The 15,599-nt window shown below is 58.2% G+C and carries 12 protein-coding genes and 1 tRNA gene; 9 read left to right on the top strand and 4 right to left on the bottom strand.

The window, feature by feature from the left end; genetic code table 11:
* Positions 1-10 precede the first annotated feature (10 nt).
* The 5 genes from tilS to P272_RS0106435 all read left to right on the top strand — a co-directional run bounded on the left by tilS (position 11) and on the right by P272_RS0106435 (position 5,530).
* Positions 11-1,120: a tRNA lysidine(34) synthetase TilS gene (gene tilS / locus P272_RS0106455; RefSeq protein ID WP_029678725.1), complete on the top strand. Its 1,110-nt coding sequence runs from the start codon at positions 11-13 to the stop codon at positions 1,118-1,120.
* On the top strand, positions 1,107-1,700 hold the full coding sequence (hpt, locus tag P272_RS0106450) for a hypoxanthine phosphoribosyltransferase (RefSeq protein ID WP_029678724.1): 594 nt from the start codon (positions 1,107-1,109) through the stop codon (positions 1,698-1,700). The genes tilS and hpt overlap by 14 nt, the downstream gene beginning before the upstream one ends.
* A complete protein-coding gene (gene ftsH / locus P272_RS0106445; RefSeq protein ID WP_029678722.1) occupies positions 1,697-3,811 on the top strand; it encodes an ATP-dependent zinc metalloprotease FtsH in 2,115 nt (704 codons plus the stop codon). The genes hpt and ftsH overlap by 4 nt, the downstream gene beginning before the upstream one ends.
* An 82-nt stretch (positions 3,812-3,893) precedes the next feature.
* Positions 3,894-4,976, top strand: a complete 1,083-nt coding sequence (locus P272_RS0106440) for a dihydroneopterin aldolase (RefSeq protein ID WP_029678721.1) — start codon at positions 3,894-3,896, stop codon at positions 4,974-4,976.
* Entirely contained in the window at positions 4,973-5,530 is a 558-nt protein-coding gene (locus P272_RS0106435; RefSeq protein ID WP_029678720.1) for a DUF3180 domain-containing protein, read from the top strand. The genes P272_RS0106440 and P272_RS0106435 overlap by 4 nt, the downstream gene beginning before the upstream one ends.
* An 84-nt stretch (positions 5,531-5,614) precedes the next feature.
* Here the strand turns inward: P272_RS0106435 and P272_RS0106430 are convergent, their stop codons facing one another.
* Positions 5,615-6,529 (bottom strand): acyl-CoA thioesterase, encoded by a 915-nt coding sequence (locus P272_RS0106430; RefSeq protein ID WP_029678718.1) that lies wholly within the window; start codon positions 6,527-6,529, stop codon positions 5,615-5,617.
* Positions 6,530-6,568: 39 nt separating this feature from the next.
* Positions 6,569-8,245 (bottom strand): energy-dependent translational throttle protein EttA, encoded by a 1,677-nt coding sequence (ettA, locus tag P272_RS0106425; RefSeq protein ID WP_024626701.1) that lies wholly within the window; start codon positions 8,243-8,245, stop codon positions 6,569-6,571.
* Between the two features lie 304 nt (positions 8,246-8,549).
* On the opposite strand from ettA, the gene P272_RS0106420 reads away from it, so the two are divergent.
* The 3 genes from P272_RS0106420 (at position 8,550) to P272_RS0106410 (ending at position 11,031) form a co-directional block, all read left to right on the top strand.
* The gene (locus P272_RS0106420) at positions 8,550-9,176 is read left to right on the top strand and encodes an ECF transporter S component (RefSeq protein ID WP_029678716.1); all 627 of its coding nucleotides are present in this window, start codon (positions 8,550-8,552) and stop codon (positions 9,174-9,176) included.
* 79 nt (positions 9,177-9,255) lie between these two features.
* Positions 9,256-10,884, top strand: a complete 1,629-nt coding sequence (locus tag P272_RS0106415) for a peptide ABC transporter substrate-binding protein (RefSeq protein ID WP_044097854.1) — start codon at positions 9,256-9,258, stop codon at positions 10,882-10,884.
* Positions 10,885-10,954: 70 nt separating this feature from the next.
* Positions 10,955-11,031: transfer RNA gene (locus tag P272_RS0106410), tRNA-Ile, on the top strand.
* A 328-nt stretch (positions 11,032-11,359) separates the two neighbouring features.
* On the opposite strand, the gene P272_RS08910 is transcribed toward P272_RS0106410, so the two are convergent.
* Together P272_RS08910 and P272_RS0106395 are read right to left on the bottom strand one after the other, a co-directional pair.
* Complete coding sequence (locus P272_RS08910; protein ID WP_155805032.1) at positions 11,360-12,067, bottom strand: hypothetical protein; 708 nt, start codon at positions 12,065-12,067, stop codon at positions 11,360-11,362.
* Between the two features lie 1,395 nt (positions 12,068-13,462).
* Positions 13,463-14,239 (bottom strand): helix-turn-helix transcriptional regulator, encoded by a 777-nt coding sequence (locus P272_RS0106395; RefSeq protein WP_172636720.1) that lies wholly within the window; start codon positions 14,237-14,239, stop codon positions 13,463-13,465.
* Between the two features lie 140 nt (positions 14,240-14,379).
* Here P272_RS0106395 and P272_RS0106390 point away from each other — a divergent pair, with 140 nt between their 5' ends.
* Positions 14,380-15,591, top strand: coding sequence for a MalY/PatB family protein (locus P272_RS0106390; RefSeq protein WP_029678712.1), 1,212 nt, complete (start codon positions 14,380-14,382; stop codon positions 15,589-15,591).
* The last annotated feature ends 8 nt before the right edge of the window (positions 15,592-15,599 follow it).

Raw genomic sequence — 15,599 nt, 5'->3', positions numbered from 1 at the left:
GGCCTGGACCATGGTCTATTCAGCGGAGATGAAAAGGGCAGTGGGGCTCCTGCGTTCAGCCCTGGACCGGGAGGGCCTGGGCCTGCAGGATAAGCGGTTCGCCCATCACGGGATGCACCGGCCCGATCCGGATGCCCCACTGATTCTGGTGGCATGCTCGGGAGGCCGGGATTCCCTGGCCCTGGCCTGCGTGGCCCACCTGGTGGCCGATATGACCGGGTTGCGGTGCGGGGCCCTGCTAATCGATCATGGTCTGGTGCCAGATTCGGATCGGATCGCCGAGCGCGCGGCTGGAACCTGCCGGGAACTGGGATTAAATCCGGTCCACGTCACCAGAGTGGATGTGCCCGTCACTTCGGCTGGTCCCGAGGCCGATGCCCGTGCAGCCCGTTATCAGGCCCTCTCCGAGCAGGCCCTCAAGCTTGGCGCCAGGGTCGTCCTCCTGGCGCACACCCGAGACGATCAGGCCGAGACGGTGCTGATCGGCCTGATTCGCTCCCAGGGGTTGGAGGCCATCACCGGCATGGCCCGGCGTGTGGAACGTGGAGGAATGCGCTACCTGCGCCCATTCCTGGACATGGATCGGAAAGACACCACGGCCATTTGCCGTCAGCAGGGGATCCACTGGTGGGACGACCCCACCAACGGCGACGATCAGCCGGCCGGCTCGACGCTTCCAGAGTCACTGCCGCTGCGCTCGCGTATTCGTCATGACCTGCTGCCCGCCTTGAATCGCTTCGCCGGCCGGGACATGGTCCGCCGCCTGGCCCTGGGTGCGGATATGGCCCGTCTCGATCAGGATTATCTGGACACCCAGGTGGATCGGTTGTTCCAGCGACTGGTCGCCCGCCCTGACTCGGACCAGAGAGCCGAGGGGGTGTTGGCCTGCTTGGATGCACGCGGATTGGCCGACTGTCATCCGGCCCTGCGCACCCGCCTGCTGGCTCAGGTGTTGACCGGGCTGGACATACGGTTCACGGCCGTGCAGGTCCGGGCCCTGGATGATTTGGTATGCCGATGGCACGGCCAGCAGGGCCCCCGTTTTCCCAGCTCCCATACAGCAATCCGTAAGGGTCAAGTCATTCTCATATGCAATGATGGAGACCATGCGCATCGCTGATATTCAATCCCATATCGACCATGAACTGGTGTCCAAGGAACGGATAGAAGAGCTGATCAACCGGACGGCCGAGCAGGTCAGCCGGGATTACCAGGGTAAGAACCCGATCATGCTGGCCGTGCTCAAAGGGGCTTTCAACACGCTTGCCGCCCTCTCACAGGCCGTCACCATACCGGTTCAGATCGAGTTCATGAGCATTTCCAGCTATCCGGCAGGCAAGACCAGCGTTTCCAAGGGGGACCTGGACATCAGGATGGATCTGGACTGCGATGTGCGCGGACGGCATATTCTGATCGTTGAGGATATTATCGATTCCGGCTACACCTTGCACTGGTTGGTTGAGCATCTCAAAGAGCGAGGAGCTGCATCGGTGGAGATCTTCACCCTGCTGGACAAGACCTCGCGACACGAGGTCGAGGTGGATGTCAAGTATCCAGGGTTCGCCATACCCGACGAATTCGTTGTGGGCTTCGGACTGGATTACGACGAGCAGTACCGTAATCTTGATTCGATAGCCGTACTCAGGTCCGAGGAATACATGGACCCGACCCAGGAACAGGATCAGGGGGAGCAGTCATGAGCTACTCACAGGGACCGCAGCAGGGTCCGCCCAATGGAGGCAGGGACAACGGGGACAAGGGCAACAACCCCTTCAACTTCAACCTGGGCAACAATGGTTCCGGCCCCAACGGGGGCAACCGCTCCTTCTGGCGTTCCCCCTGGCTCTGGGGGATTCTGGCCGTGGTCATCATCCTGGCTATTTTCGGCTTCTTCAGCAGCCAGAACGGTGCCCAGACCATCAATACCCAGGATGGCCTGGAGCTGCTGAACGACCGCAGCAGCATAATCAAGAAGGCCGAGATCACCGAGAAGATGCAGGTCGTCGAACTCAAGCTCAACAGCGACTTCGTCAAGGATGTACCCGGCTTCCGCGGCAACCGCACCTCCAAGAACTTCGGCAAGGACGTTCAGTTCTACTACGTTGAGGCCCAGGGAGAGCAGGTTGTCAAGGCCGTCGAGAAGGCCAAGCCCTCCGAGGGGTACAACTCGGTGGTGCCGCAGACCAGCATGATGAGCTACCTGATCTCCTCCATCCTGCCCATGCTGATCATTCTGGGAGTCTTCTGGTTCCTGCTCTCGCGTATGTCTTCGGCGGCCGGCGGCGGCATGTTCGGAATGGGCGGCAAGAAGAACTCCGCCCGGCTCAACGACGGGCAGACCCCCAAGACCAAGTTCTCGGACGTGGCCGGAGAGGAGGCCGCTGTCCAGGAGGTGGAGGAGATCAAGGAGTTCCTCAAGGATCCCTCCAAGTACAAGGCCCTGGGCGCCCGCATTCCCCGAGGCGTCCTGCTCTATGGCCCTCCTGGAACCGGTAAGACCCTGTTGGCCAGGGCCATTGCCGGCGAGGCCAGCGTGCCCTTCTACTCAATGGCGGGCTCAGACTTCGTCGAGATGTTCGTCGGTCTGGGCGCCTCCCGAGTGCGTGACCTGTTTGACGAGGCCAAGAAGAATGCGCCGGCCATCATCTTCATCGACGAGATCGATGCAGTGGGCGGCAAGCGCGGCTCCGGTATGAGCGGCGGTCACGATGAGCGCGAGCAGACCCTGAATCAGCTGCTGGTCGAAATGGACGGCTTCGACAATGACACCAACCTGATCATCATTGCAGCCACCAACCGTCCCGACATCCTGGACCCGGCCCTGCTCAGGCCCGGCCGGTTCGATCGTCAGGTGGCCGTGGAGGCCCCGGACCTGGAAGGCCGCGAGGCCATCCTCAAGGTCCACGCCAAGGGCAAGCCTTTCGTGCCTGATGTGGATCTGCACACTGTGGCCGTGCGTACACCCGGCTTCACTGGCGCCGACCTGGCCAACGTGCTCAATGAGGCGGCACTGTTGACCGCTCGTTCCGATGCCCAGCTGATCGACAACCGGGCCATTGACGAAGCCATCGACCGTGTGTTGAGCGGGCCTCGGCGGCGGACCAAGGGCATGGCCCTGGCTGAGATGCGCAACACCGCCTACCACGAGGGCGGCCACGCCATGGTTGCTGCGGCCCTACACCATACCGACCCGGTCACCAAGGTGACCATTCTGCCGCGTGGACGGGCCCTGGGTTATACCGCGGTCATGCCCACCACTGACCGCTACTCGCAGTCCCGCAACGAGCTGCTGGACCAGATGGCCTACGCCATGGGTGGCCGCGTTGCAGAAGAAGTAGTCTTCCACGACCCGACCACCGGTGCCTCCAACGATATCGAGAAGGCCACCAGCATCGCTCGGCAGATGGTCCTGCAGTATGGCTTCTCATCCAAGCTGGGTGCCATCAAGTGGGCTGACGAGAACGACCAGGATTCCGGGCTTGATGCTTTGAAGCCCCACAACTATTCGGAGAAGACCGCCGAGGCCATCGATGAGGAAATCCACAATCTTATCGAGACGGCACATCAAGAGGCCTGGCAGATCATCACCGCGAACCGTGACGTGTTGGACGAGCTTGTTCGGCAGCTCCTGGTCAAAGAGACTTTGAACAAGGACGAGCTGGCTGCGGTCTTTGCCGGCTTGCGCAAGGCTCCCGAGCGTCAGCTTTGGCTGTCTGCGCCGGATCGGCCGGACTCCGAGCAGCCACCTGTGGAAATTCCTGAGGAGCTCAGGCGCAGCGTAAACGGGCCGTCCGCAACGGACCAGCACTGAATTCTGGATCGGCTCGGTGCCTTGCTTATGGTTCCGGGCCATGCGGCAGTGAATGTTCCAAGGCAAGGGAGGAGCGTACATCATGGATTCCATCCGTCTGAGCTCCATCAAGGTCGCACCCCTGCATGGCCGGCAGAAGTCTGGATTCGGCTATCAGGTCGATGCCGTCCTCTACCTGGATTTGAGTGAGGCAGGCAGACTCAACGACGGCACTCAGACCGTGGACTATGTGCAGATTGTTCGTCGTATCGTCAACTTGATCCAGAACGAGCCGGCCTATGAGATTCTGGAGTCTTTGACCGCCAAGGTGGCAGATGCCATTCTGCTCTCCCATCAGATTCGCCGCACAAGGGTTACAGTCACCCGTCTGGGCGCTGACCAGGGAACAGGAGTCGATTTTCAGGTAGGCGTCACCCTCGAACGTGCGGCCGACGATCAGATGGAAGGCAACCCAGGCAGTATGGAGTCTGGACGTGTAAGCGGCGGCGAGAATGCGGCTCTAGGGCATCCTTCCCTCCTGCTGTCCGGACAGGCCGATTCTGGTCATGCAACGCAGGCGAGACTGCGTCACCCCGTGACTTCCTCTACGCAGAACGAACTGTCCTCAGTTCCGGAGAACGATAACGAAGCGAACAGTCAGCAGACTGTTGGGGGAGCTCAACCACAGGGCCTTCTGATGCGTGATGTGATTGCTCTGGAAGGAGCATCGGGAACTGACCGATTGACCATGCTCCGTGCTCTTGCAGCCCTGGACGGGATCCCCGGCAGCCAGTTGGTCGGCATCTCGCCTCTGTATACCTACCGGGATGATCAGGGGGATCAGCGTCTATCGGCTGTGGTTATCCTACAGACGCCGCTGAATCTGCGGGAGCTGCGGTCTGCTCTGAACATGGTGGCCGCCCCTATCAGACAGATGGGCGGGCTGGATGCCGATGTGGTGGAGGTGGAGACCTCGGACGGCTCGGTTCCGTCATCTCAGGACCGTCCTCCTCTGCTGACCGCTGATGCTCCATCGCGCATTCTGATTCCCTGGGCCTATTTGGAGCCTGAACACTGTCTGCCTGGTGCTGACGGATTCTGCCTGGCAAGCCTGGCCAACCGTGCTCCTGACCGTGATCGCATCAGCCTGGTCTCGGAGGACTGGATTCTGGACGGTCTGTCATGAGGGCCCGCCGCACACCGCTCGCGCACTATCTGGTCGCCCTGGTCCTTGGGCTGGTGGGTGGCGCCGGCATCTCGAAACTTGGCATGTCCACCAGGACGGACCTGATGGGGGTTCCCTGGCTGGTCAGCGTATTGCTCTTCCTGCTTGGGGTGGCCATCCTGATCATGGCCTTCCAGGTGCATCGCTACGCCAAGGGGGACCGCAAGGAGATGGATCTGCGCTTCGCGGTCAATGTGCTGATCATGAGCAAGGCCTTGGGCATTGCCTGTGCAGCCCTGTTGGGCTGGTACGGCAGTCAGGCCCTGATCAGCATGGGCCATGCAGGCGCGCCCTATTACACACGGGTCATGCAGGAGTGCCTGGTCGCCTCCCTGGTCTGTCTGCTCGATGTGGTGGCCGGAGCAGTGGGGGAGTGGCTCTGTCAACTGCCACCGGATGATGGACCTGAGAACCCCGACCGGCGCAAGAAGTCCTCACGAAGACCCATGGCCGATGCGGCCGATACCGCTGATAGGGCAGGGATAAAGGCCGATTCAAGCAAAAGGCATGGCTGAACAGCGTTCGAAGCTGTAGCTTAGGGCATTCCCGAAGATGGTCGACCTGTTGCCTAGAAAAATATGCGGCGATCCGGTGGACGCTCAGTCATTGGGCACCCTGATCATGGCCTCTTGAACCATGTAGGCAGCTAGGTCACCCCGGCGGTTGTAGACCTTGGCCATGCACAGGCTGCGTCCGTGATCGGCCACGGGGGACTCCTGAATAAAGCAGTGCCACTCGCAGGGGTCCAGATCCTGATACCACCACATGGCATGGTCGATGGATGCGAAGGAGATCCCCGGGGTGGTCATGCTCAGCCCGGCACGGCGAAGGGCGGGCTCCATCATGATCTGATCGCATTCCATGGCCAGCAGGGCCCGGCGCATCAGCGGGTCCAGGTCGGCCTTTCCCTGGGTGCGGCTCCATACGGCCTGGCGACTCCTGTTGCCATCCTTGGAATCTTTATTTTCTGCATCATCAGCATCGTCCAGCAGTACCGTTCCGCCAACATGGCGCATGTCGAAAGGGCTCTGATGGGCGTAGTAGTCAGCGAAAGCGGACTGATCGGCATAGGGTTCCATCAGCTGCCGGGAGCCAGGCAGATCCTCCGGATCAGGCAGCCCTGTCGGCATAGGGTCGGCATAGCGGATGCCTTCCTGGCCGACCTGCTGGTAGGAGAGCAGGGCGTTCAGGATAGTCCGTTCACCCTGGTGCAGATCAACTCGTCGAGAGGAGAAGGAACGTCCGTCGCGAATGGTCTCGACTTCCGCTTGAACGTCCTGGTTCAGGAGTCCAGTGCGTAGGTAATAGGCGTGCATCGAGTGGGGCAGCCGACCTTCGGGCACGGTCCGCCCGCCGGCCATAATGGCCTGGCCCAGCAGCTGACCTCCGTAGAGGCGGCCGGTAGGGAAGTCCAGTGATTTGCCCAGAAAACGGGAACGGCCATCGGCGGGCTGCTGCTCCTGCAGGTTCAACCCAGCGATGGCCTGGGCCAGTGCTTCGTCCTCGGTGCTCATGCTTTTCCTCGGCCCTCAATCCCTCGTGGTGTATTTCGTTCAGCGGGTCAGCTTGCGGTGGATGCGGTGGGGCCTGGAGGCCTCCTCGCCCAGACGCTTGACCTTGTTCTCCTGGTAGGCCTGGAAGTTGCCCTCAAACCAATACCAGGAAGCCGGATTCTCGTCCGTGCCCTCCCAGGCCAGGATATGGGTGGCGATACGGTCCAGGAACCAGCGGTCGTGGGAGATGACCACAGCGCAGCCAGGGAAGGCCAGCAGGGCGTTCTCCAGACTTTCCAGGGTCTCCACATCCAGATCGTTGGTGGGCTCATCCAGCAGGAGCAAGTTGCCGCCCTGCTTGAGGGTGAGTGCCAGGTTCAGCCTGTTGCGCTCTCCGCCGGAAAGCACGCCGGCCGGCTTCTGCTGATCCGAACCCTTGAAGCCGAAGGAGGCTACGTAGGCGCGGGTAGGCACCTCGACGCCGCCGACCTCGATGAAGTCCAGTCCTCCGGAGACCACTTCCCAGAGGTTCTTGTTGGGATCGATGCCTTCGCGGTTCTGATCCACGTAGGAGATCTTGACCGTGTCGCCGACCTCCAGGGTGCCCGAGGTCAGGGGCTCCAGGCCCACGATGGTTTTGAAGAGCGTGGACTTGCCCACGCCGTTGGGGCCGATGACGCCCACAATGCCGTTTCGAGGCAGGGTGAAGCTCAGATCGTCGATCAGGACGCGGTCACCGAAGGCCTTGTGGATGTGCTCGGCCTCCAGCACCTTGGAGCCCAGGCGGGGTCCCGGCGGAATCTGGATCTCCGAGAAGTCCAGCTTCTTGTTGTTCCGAGCCTCGTTCTCCATCTGTTCGTAGCGCTCCAGGCGGGCCTTGTTCTTGGCCTGCCGGGCCTTGGGGGAGGAGCGGACCCATTCCAGTTCGTTGTTGAGACGCTTGGCCAGCTTGGCATCCTTCTGGCCCTGGACCTCCAGACGCTTGGCCTTGGTCTCCAGGTATGTGGAGTAGTTGCCCTGGTAGGGGTAGAGGTGGCCACGGTCCACCTCGCAGATCCATTCGGCCACGTTGTCCAGGAAGTACCGGTCGTGGGTCACGGCCAGGACCGCACCCTTGTAGGTATGCAGGTACTGCTCCAGCCAGAGGATGGACTCGGCGTCCAGGTGGTTGGTGGGCTCGTCCAGGAGCAGCAGGTCGGGTGCCTCCAGCAGTAGACGGCATAGGGCCACCCGGCGGCGCTCGCCTCCCGAGATGACCGAGACCGGGGTGTCCGGGTCGGGGCACTGCAGCGCATCCATGGCCTGGTCAAGCTGGGAGTCAAGGTCCCAGCCATTGGCGGCATCGATCTGCTCCTGAAGCTGGCCCATCTCGGTCATGAGAGCGTCGTAATCGGCGTTGGGGTCAGCCATCTGCTCGCCGATTTGGTTGAAGCGGTCGACCTTGCTCATGATGTCGCCGAAGGCCATGCGGATGTTCTCGCCCACGGTCTTGTCCTCGTCCAGCGGCGGCTCCTGCTGGAGGATGCCCACCGTATAGCCGGGGGTGAGCTGTGCCTCGCCGTTGCTGACCGTGTCCAGGCCGGCCATGATCCGCAGCAGGGTGGATTTGCCCATGCCGTTGGGGCCCACCACGCCGATCTTGGCGCCGGGCAGAAAACTCAGGGTCACATCGTCCAGGATGACGCGGTCGCCGAAGGACTTGCGCGCCTTGATCATCTGATAAATGAATTCGGCCAAGAAGCTACCTCACAGAACCTTAGAAAGACAGTGCAAACTGCATTCATGGTAGTGGGAACTTCTGACTTATGCGCCGGGCTGATAAGCAAGCTGAGGCAGGCGGATGGCCACCTATAAACAAGACCTATGACCAGACCCTGGTTCTGCCGCCTTGGTCGGGGTAGCCTTGAGTCGACGTTCCCGCCCGGCATGCGCAGGTCAAGGAGCGCCGGACGGGCCTTTGCCTGCTTGGGCGGGTCCCTTCTTATCGCTGTGCGCATGAGGAATGGGCCGTCCGCTCTATGGCGGTCGCAAGGGAGTATCAATGACGGTAAAACAGCAGCAGGGTCGGATTTCCGCTTCTCATCGGTTGCGCTGGAGGCCGCTTGACATTGCGGTCGGCGCCGGCCTGGGCGCGGTGTCGGGGTTGATTTACTGGTTGGCCAGCCTGCTCGCCTCGTGGATATTCCCGCTGATGACGGCCCTGCTTCCCGGGGCGGCGGCCCTTTTGCACGGGGTCTTCTACTTTCCCTGTACCCTGTCCCTGTTGATACTGCGCAAGCCCGGCGCGGCCGTCTACGTCGGCATCATCAGCGTCCTGGTCGAGATTCTGCCTGGCAACGCCTATAACGTGCCGATGATTTTGGTGGAGGCCATCGTCGAGGCCCTTTGCGCTGAGCTGGCCTTCGGAATATTCCGCTACCGCCGGTGGACCCTGGGAACGACCGTTCTGGGAGGTGTCCTGATAGCCTTGGTCTATAACGCGTTTCTTCTGGCCTTCTACTATCAGGGGGTTTCCCTTCTCAGTCCGAGGGGGATCATCGGCACCGTCTGCGAACTGATCAGCGGAGTGGTCCTGGCTGGGCTGGTCAGCTGGTTCCTATTCCGGGCCATCGGCAGCACCGGTGCTCTGGATCGTCTGGCATCCGGGCAGGATGTCAGGCAGGTCTGAATATCGGCATCCTCGCCCAATCGACTGATTGACTATATGTTTCGTGACAAGGCCCGTACCGGGCAGGAAAGGTCCTATCATGACTAAGCTTCGTTCCTACCTCGCGGCGGTGCTGCTCCCGCTTATCCTGGCGGTGGGCGCCTGCGGCACCTCCCAGGCTTCCCAAGAAGACCGGGTCGACCCTCGGGCCGCCATCAGCGTCAACAATGCCGAACCTACGGCTCCTCTGATTCCCTCCAGCACCAACGACACCGCAGGTTGGAAGGTGGTGACCCAGCTCTTCGACGGGTTGGTCGCCTTCGATGCCAAGGGCGGAATGACGCTGGTTCAGGCCAAATCGATTACTCCCAATGAGGATGCAAGTCGGTACACGATTGTCCTCAAACCGGGACTCACCTTCAGTGATGGGGAGAAGATCACAGCCAAGACCTATGCGGATTCCTGGTCTTTCGCGGCGAATGCGGCCAATGGGCAGCTGGGTGCCTCGGCTTTTTCGACCATCGCTGGGTACGAGCAGGTGCAGGATGAGCATGGCGACCCCAAGGCTCCTCTGTCTGGTCTTCGGGTGGTTGACGATCTGACCTTGGAGGTGACCATGAGCAAGCCGGATTCCTCCTTCCCCTACAAGGTGGGAGATGTGGCCTTCCTTCCCCTGCCGGCATCCGCCTACAAGGACATCAAGGCCTTCGGTAAGAAGCCGATCGGGAATGGACCCTACCGCTTCAAATCATGGGTGCCCAACCAGGGAATCAAGCTGGAGAAGGATCCCACATACAAGGGACCGCGCAAGGCTCGCAACGGAAGCCTGGAGTTCAGGGACTACCAGAGTCTCGATGCCGCCTATGCCGATATCCAAGCCGGTCACCTGGATGTGCTCGATACGGTTCCGGTCTCCCGCCTGAAAACCTTCCATACCGATTCGGGCCTGCAGCCCTTGATCAAGCCTGGGCCGGCCTTCCGGTCCCTGACCATCCCGCAAGGCCTGCAGCATTTTCAGGGGCAGGAAGGTGCTCTTCGCAGGGCGGCTCTGTCATATGCCTTGGATCGCAAGGAAATAGCCGACAAGGTCTTTGCTGGTTCAGTTACGCCGGCCACTGATTTCCTGGCCCCAACCATCAGGGGGAATGCCTCCGACATCAAAGGCAAAGAGGTACTGAACCATGATCCGGACCAGGCCCGTAAACTTTGGAAGCAGGCTGACGCCATCTCTCCCTGGGAGGGCACGCTTCGCATCGCTTACAGCGCCGACGGGGCAGACAAGGACTGGGTTGATGCGGTTCTGCATGAGTACGCCCAGGTTCTGGGCATCAAGACGGAACCGAATATCTTCCCGACGGGCAAGGAATTCAATACGGCGGTTCACAACCGTCAGGTCAACAGTATTTTCAATTCGGGCATCACCTCGGACTATCCCCACCCCGAAGGCTACTTGGTTCAGGGGTATGCCTCCAGCCAGGCCGATGGCAAGGGACTGAACAATGGGGACTACAAGAGCGCGGAATATGATGCCATCCTTTCCCGTGCTGCCTCCAAGACCGACCAGGACGAAGCCATGCAGGATTACCGCCAGGCCGAGGCCGTGCTCTTCAAGGATCTTCCGGTGCTGCCGCTCTGGTACAGGAAGGTCTCGGCAGTGGCCGGCAAGCAGGTTCGCCAGGCTCCTTTCGGATACATGGGTCTGCCTGTCTACAACCAGATCACCAAGTAGGTCCGACAACCCGGACCTGGCTGATGACGAGTCGTTTTGATACCATGACTCTGACCGATACGGTCGGCGCGGGGCCTTAGCTCAGTCGGTTAGAGCAAACGACTCATAATCGTTCGGTCCAGGGTTCAAGCCCCTGAGGCCCCACCAAATGAAACCTCCACAGGCACAAAGCCTGTGGAGGTTTTATGCTGCGCCAGGATAAGTAGTGGAACAGAGTGTTGGTTTCGTGTGAAAACCAATGGGCCCTCATAGGTCCAAAAGAATCGTCTCACCCTTTATCGGAAAGTAGTATAGAAATTAAACGCTCATCTGGTAAATCCTATCGTTTAGGGGTTTACACGACAGCTTGGTGTTTCTTCTCATAGACAGGGATGAGAGCCTATTTTTAGGAATTTGACGGTGTATGTGTCCATATAATAATCGTACTTGCTATGTCGGGCATTCTTATGTTGTAGGTCAACACTTTTCCTTCTTGCTAGTTCATCCATCGCAGGCGACCATCTTTGGCGGTTCTGCAGGTCAGAGTGGCGCCATTTTGGTCTGACGCTCCAGTGGATCCTGCTCCAGAACAGAATGCCCCGCGGTGTACGGTGCTTTGCGAGCGGAGTTGTGGCTGCACCTGCTGCTGTTGGACATGCTTTTGGGTTTGTGATTGTTGCTGTTGAGCTTGTATTCGTAATGCTTGGTCTGCGGCTGCTTTCTCTTGTGCAGCCTTGTCTGCTGCAGCTTTCTCCTGGTCCTTCTTGTCTTGTTCGGCTTTTTGTTCGGCCGCCTTCTTGTCAGCCTGCTCCTTGTCCCACTTATCGGCTTTGTCCTTGACTTTCTTGATTTGGTTTTGCGCGTCAAGCAAGTCCTCACGGGTCTTACGCAGATCAGCCTGTGATTTCGAGTAATCCGACTGCAGATTCTTGTAGTCCTGAGAATCTTTAGGGTCGGAACTGCGACATGCACTGAAACTCAAGCCGATGAAGAAGGCGAGCAAAGCTATGAAAGCTGTCTTCCATATAGATTTACCAGGTTTGCCTTTGTGGGTGTGGTGTTTGGTAGGTTTAGTGTTGCCGCTGTCGGGAGGCGGAACTGGAGGAGTGGCAGAATCTGTTGACGCTATATCTTTAGCTGGAGTCAATGCGCTTGTACCTTCCTCGGTATCAGCAGGGAAGAGCTTGCTAGTTTGTTTATGCATATCTATGATCGCTCCTAGGTACAATCATCGATGACCGCACGCGCAGCACATTACTAGAGTAAAGCGCTGAAAGGCTCGCATGTTCAGGAACCTTTCGTGACATTTGTCTTTGCGCATATAAATCACTTGCTGACTTGGCTTCTTGAGAATATCACTCAATCGCAAATGTTGACCTTTGCTCTTGCGGGAATGCACTTTGGTCGTACCCATATATAGTTCACCGAAAAGATAACTAGCTTTGACAAAGATGTACAAAACAGATAAACGCCGATTGTACAGAAGGCCATGTCGGAGTCCTTCCAATCATCTCGATCAAAGATGTAAGCATTTTCTATCCAACCATAACGAGTATTTTCAATTTTCTATATTACCTGCAATAGTGATATGAATGTGTTCTCATCTTGGCAGTTGCATATATTTGGAATACAGCTTTTGGAGTTACGCTGTTACTCTCGCTGGCGTCTTGGAAAGCGGCATCGAATTGCATGCGTTCCGGTTTTCGAGAGAGTTATGCAACTGGTCTCTTTTTGGGTTTATAAAATCTTCTTCTTGCTGTTCTGATGTCTCTATATAGATAGGTGATTTTTGCCTGCACTATCGGCGTAAGACACCAATCATTGAATGAGCTCACAAATAAACGTGTGGGAGCCTAGTCAATTGATTAGTTTTAGTGAATTGAACAATCCTGCTCTATCGCGTGTTATAAGAATAAAGATCGTAAGAACAACGATATTCATTTAGATTTTTTAATTCCTCGCTCATGCTTCAAATACGCCATATCTATCACCAAGAATCTCGAAGTTGTGCAGGCAAAGAGATAGGTACGATCATCGAATAGGACGTGGACGTGGTATTTGTCAGTGAACTCGGCATATGATTTGGCCATCGCAATCATGCATCTTTGCTGATTGCCAGCGAAAGCTATGTGGGTTTTGAGCCCCGAACTTTCTTGATAGTCTTAGTAGAAGGACAGCCCCGGCTATTGTCGGGGCCATCCTCTCGTCGCCTAGCTCTAGCATCCATGATTCACCGATGCAAAATGTACGGCTTCACATGTAAGCCGGGGGAAAAGAGCTAGGCGCGTTTTTTATGTCGGATTATAGGGCATCCTCGGTGTATATCCACTCTTCGGTGCCCCAAGCGTGCATACGTAGACAGCCATAAGATCTGCGCATGTCGCACTAATCCGGAAGCGTTTCCGTAGAACCGCTAAGTATGAGAATTTATCAGGGAAAAGAATAAGGGACGAGCTCGAGTAGGAGCCGTCGGCATATGCCGGGAAACTATACGCATGTACATCTCCTCTGGAGCTGAAAATAGTTCAACCCCTGTAGGTCCATCGTGTATACGTCCCCCGTATATCTGTTCCCAATCATACACCCTGGAGGGGGTGTGTCAAAGCTGAGCAGGGCGAGCCGAAGTGCTCTGATCAGGGCCCGCAGCAGCATTGCGTATCGTATGCAAATAGCGGTAGACGCTGGGGGAGGAAATCCCCAGAGCGCGAGCAACCGTGTCCACTGAGCCCTTGATCAGAAAGACCCCCGACCCATCCAGTCGCGTAATCAGCTGCATTCGCTCCTGCCGGTTCATCCTTGCCGGAGGAATACCAAGTTCTGCGGCGAACTTGGCAATATTATGCGTCACCACTTCGTCTGTGTTGATGGAGAGTATTTCACGGGTCGATTGGTCGGTCCCGGTCTCGGCATCTGGTCCTTCTGGGGTGGCCGCATCGTCGTTCAGCTCCGCAGCAGGATCGGACAGTCCCAGAGCATCCAGATAAGCACTGGCCCGCCTGAGCTCTTGGCTGGCCTGTCGGAGGGCGGAATTGTCAAAATTAATGCAGAGAAAGCCGATCACCCGTCCCCTAGAATTTCGCACGAACAGAGTAGAGGAGACCATAGGGTGTCCCTGGACGGTGTAGTTCGTGTTATGGGTCAGATAGTTGTGCTGGTCGTATTCGTGGTTCTGCCAGATGTGCCGGACCAGGTCGGTGGCTGGGCTGCCTATGGTGCGTCCACTCAAATTGCCATTGGCTATGGCAACTACCGAATGCGAAAAATCCCTGACGTTCTGAAGCACCACTTCCGCCTTGGGCCCGAGGATTTTACCCAGGAAGTCCACTAGCGGGACGAAAAGCTGTAGAGAAGATGAAACGGGCTTTGATGCACTCATTTTGTCACCCCATCCACTGACTAAAGCCAGATAGTAGCATCGCTGCTCTGGTATTGGACGCAGACACTCGGGCGGAGCCCACGGCTGTAGACTGGCGGAAGGTCGCTGCGAGCGCATCTGCACGGGATGAGAGGTTGACTATGACATACGATTTCACCAGCATCATGGATAGGCACGGTAAGGACGCCATTGCGGTTGACGGCCTGGGCGCCGAGCCTGGATTCGCCCCCGACCCTCCCAAGGAGGGCTTCGATGTCATTCCCATGTGGGTGGCCGATATGAACTTTCCTACGGTGCCGACCATACCCGAGGCCATCATCGAGCGTGCCAAGCATCCTGCCTTCGGCTATTTCAATCCCACTGACGAGTACTACGACGCCATCATCAACTGGCAGCGCACCCGCAATGGCGTGGAGGGCCTGACGGCCGAGGACATCGGCTATGAGAACGGGGTCCTGGGCGGCGTCGTCTCGACTTTGACGGCCTTTGCTGCTCCGGGCGATGCGGTATTGCTCCATAGCCCGACCTATGTCGGCTTTACGTCCTGCATTGAGAACAACGGCTACCACATTGTGCACAGCCCCTTGAAGAAGGACGATAAGGGTGTCTGGCGGATGGACTTCGATGACATGGACCGCAAGCTCAAGGAGAACAACATCCATGTGGCGGTCTTCTGCAGCCCGCACAACCCCTGCGGCCGCGTCTGGGAGAAGTGGGAGATCGAAAAGGCCATGGAGGTATATAAGGAGAACGACTGCGTGGTCATCTCCGACGAGATCTGGTCAGATCTGATTCTGTCGGGCCATAAGCACATCCCCACCCAGTCGGTCAGCGAGGATGCCCGCAACAGAACGGCTGCCTTCTACGCGCCCAGCAAGACCTTCAACCTGGCCGGGCTGGTCGGCTCCTACCACATCATCTACAACAAGTACCTGCGTGACAGGATTGTGGCCAAGGGGTCCAAGGCCCACTACAACGACATGAACGTACTGTCCATGCATGCTCTGATAGGGGCCTACAGGCCCCAAGGCCAGGAGTGGCTGGATGAACTCCGGCAGGTCCTGACCGGTAACGTGGACTACGCCTACGATTACATCCGGCAGCATTTTGAGGGAGTAGAGCTTTCCAAGCCCCAGGGCACCTACATGCTCTTCCTTGATTGCACACAATGGTGCAAGGACCACAATCTGAGCCTGGACCAGCTGCTCAAGCGTGCCTGGGATGTGGGTGTGGCCGTCCAGGACGGGCGGCAGTTCAAGGCTCCCTGTGCCATCCGCATGAACCTGGCTCTTCCTTTGAGCCGTGTCCAGGAGGCCATGGGCCGTCTGGACAAGTACGTCTTCAACGCCTGAATGGTCTC

Origin of the sequence: Bifidobacterium sp. 7101, from assembly GCF_000499285.1 — a bacterium.
GTDB lineage: Bacteria > Actinomycetota > Actinomycetes > Actinomycetales > Bifidobacteriaceae > Bombiscardovia > Bombiscardovia apis_A.
This window is presented reverse-complemented; position numbering and strand designations above follow the sequence as displayed.

Coding starts and splice junctions, on each gene's coding strand:
- tilS (WP_029678725.1), top strand. CDS start 11: ATGGTCTATTCAGCGGAGATGAAAAGGGCAGTGGGGCTCCTGCGTTCA.
- P272_RS0106415 (WP_044097854.1), top strand. CDS start 9,256: ATGACTAAGCTTCGTTCCTACCTCGCGGCGGTGCTGCTCCCGCTTATC.
- hpt (WP_029678724.1), top strand. CDS start 1,107: ATGCGCATCGCTGATATTCAATCCCATATCGACCATGAACTGGTGTCC.
- P272_RS0106395 (WP_172636720.1), bottom strand. CDS start 14,239: ATGAGTGCATCAAAGCCCGTTTCATCTTCTCTACAGCTTTTCGTCCCG.
- P272_RS08910 (WP_155805032.1), bottom strand. CDS start 12,067: ATGCATAAACAAACTAGCAAGCTCTTCCCTGCTGATACCGAGGAAGGT.
- P272_RS0106420 (WP_029678716.1), top strand. CDS start 8,550: ATGACGGTAAAACAGCAGCAGGGTCGGATTTCCGCTTCTCATCGGTTG.
- P272_RS0106430 (WP_029678718.1), bottom strand. CDS start 6,529: ATGAGCACCGAGGACGAAGCACTGGCCCAGGCCATCGCTGGGTTGAAC.
- P272_RS0106435 (WP_029678720.1), top strand. CDS start 4,973: ATGAGGGCCCGCCGCACACCGCTCGCGCACTATCTGGTCGCCCTGGTC.
- ftsH (WP_029678722.1), top strand. CDS start 1,697: ATGAGCTACTCACAGGGACCGCAGCAGGGTCCGCCCAATGGAGGCAGG.
- P272_RS0106440 (WP_029678721.1), top strand. CDS start 3,894: ATGGATTCCATCCGTCTGAGCTCCATCAAGGTCGCACCCCTGCATGGC.
- P272_RS0106390 (WP_029678712.1), top strand. CDS start 14,380: ATGACATACGATTTCACCAGCATCATGGATAGGCACGGTAAGGACGCC.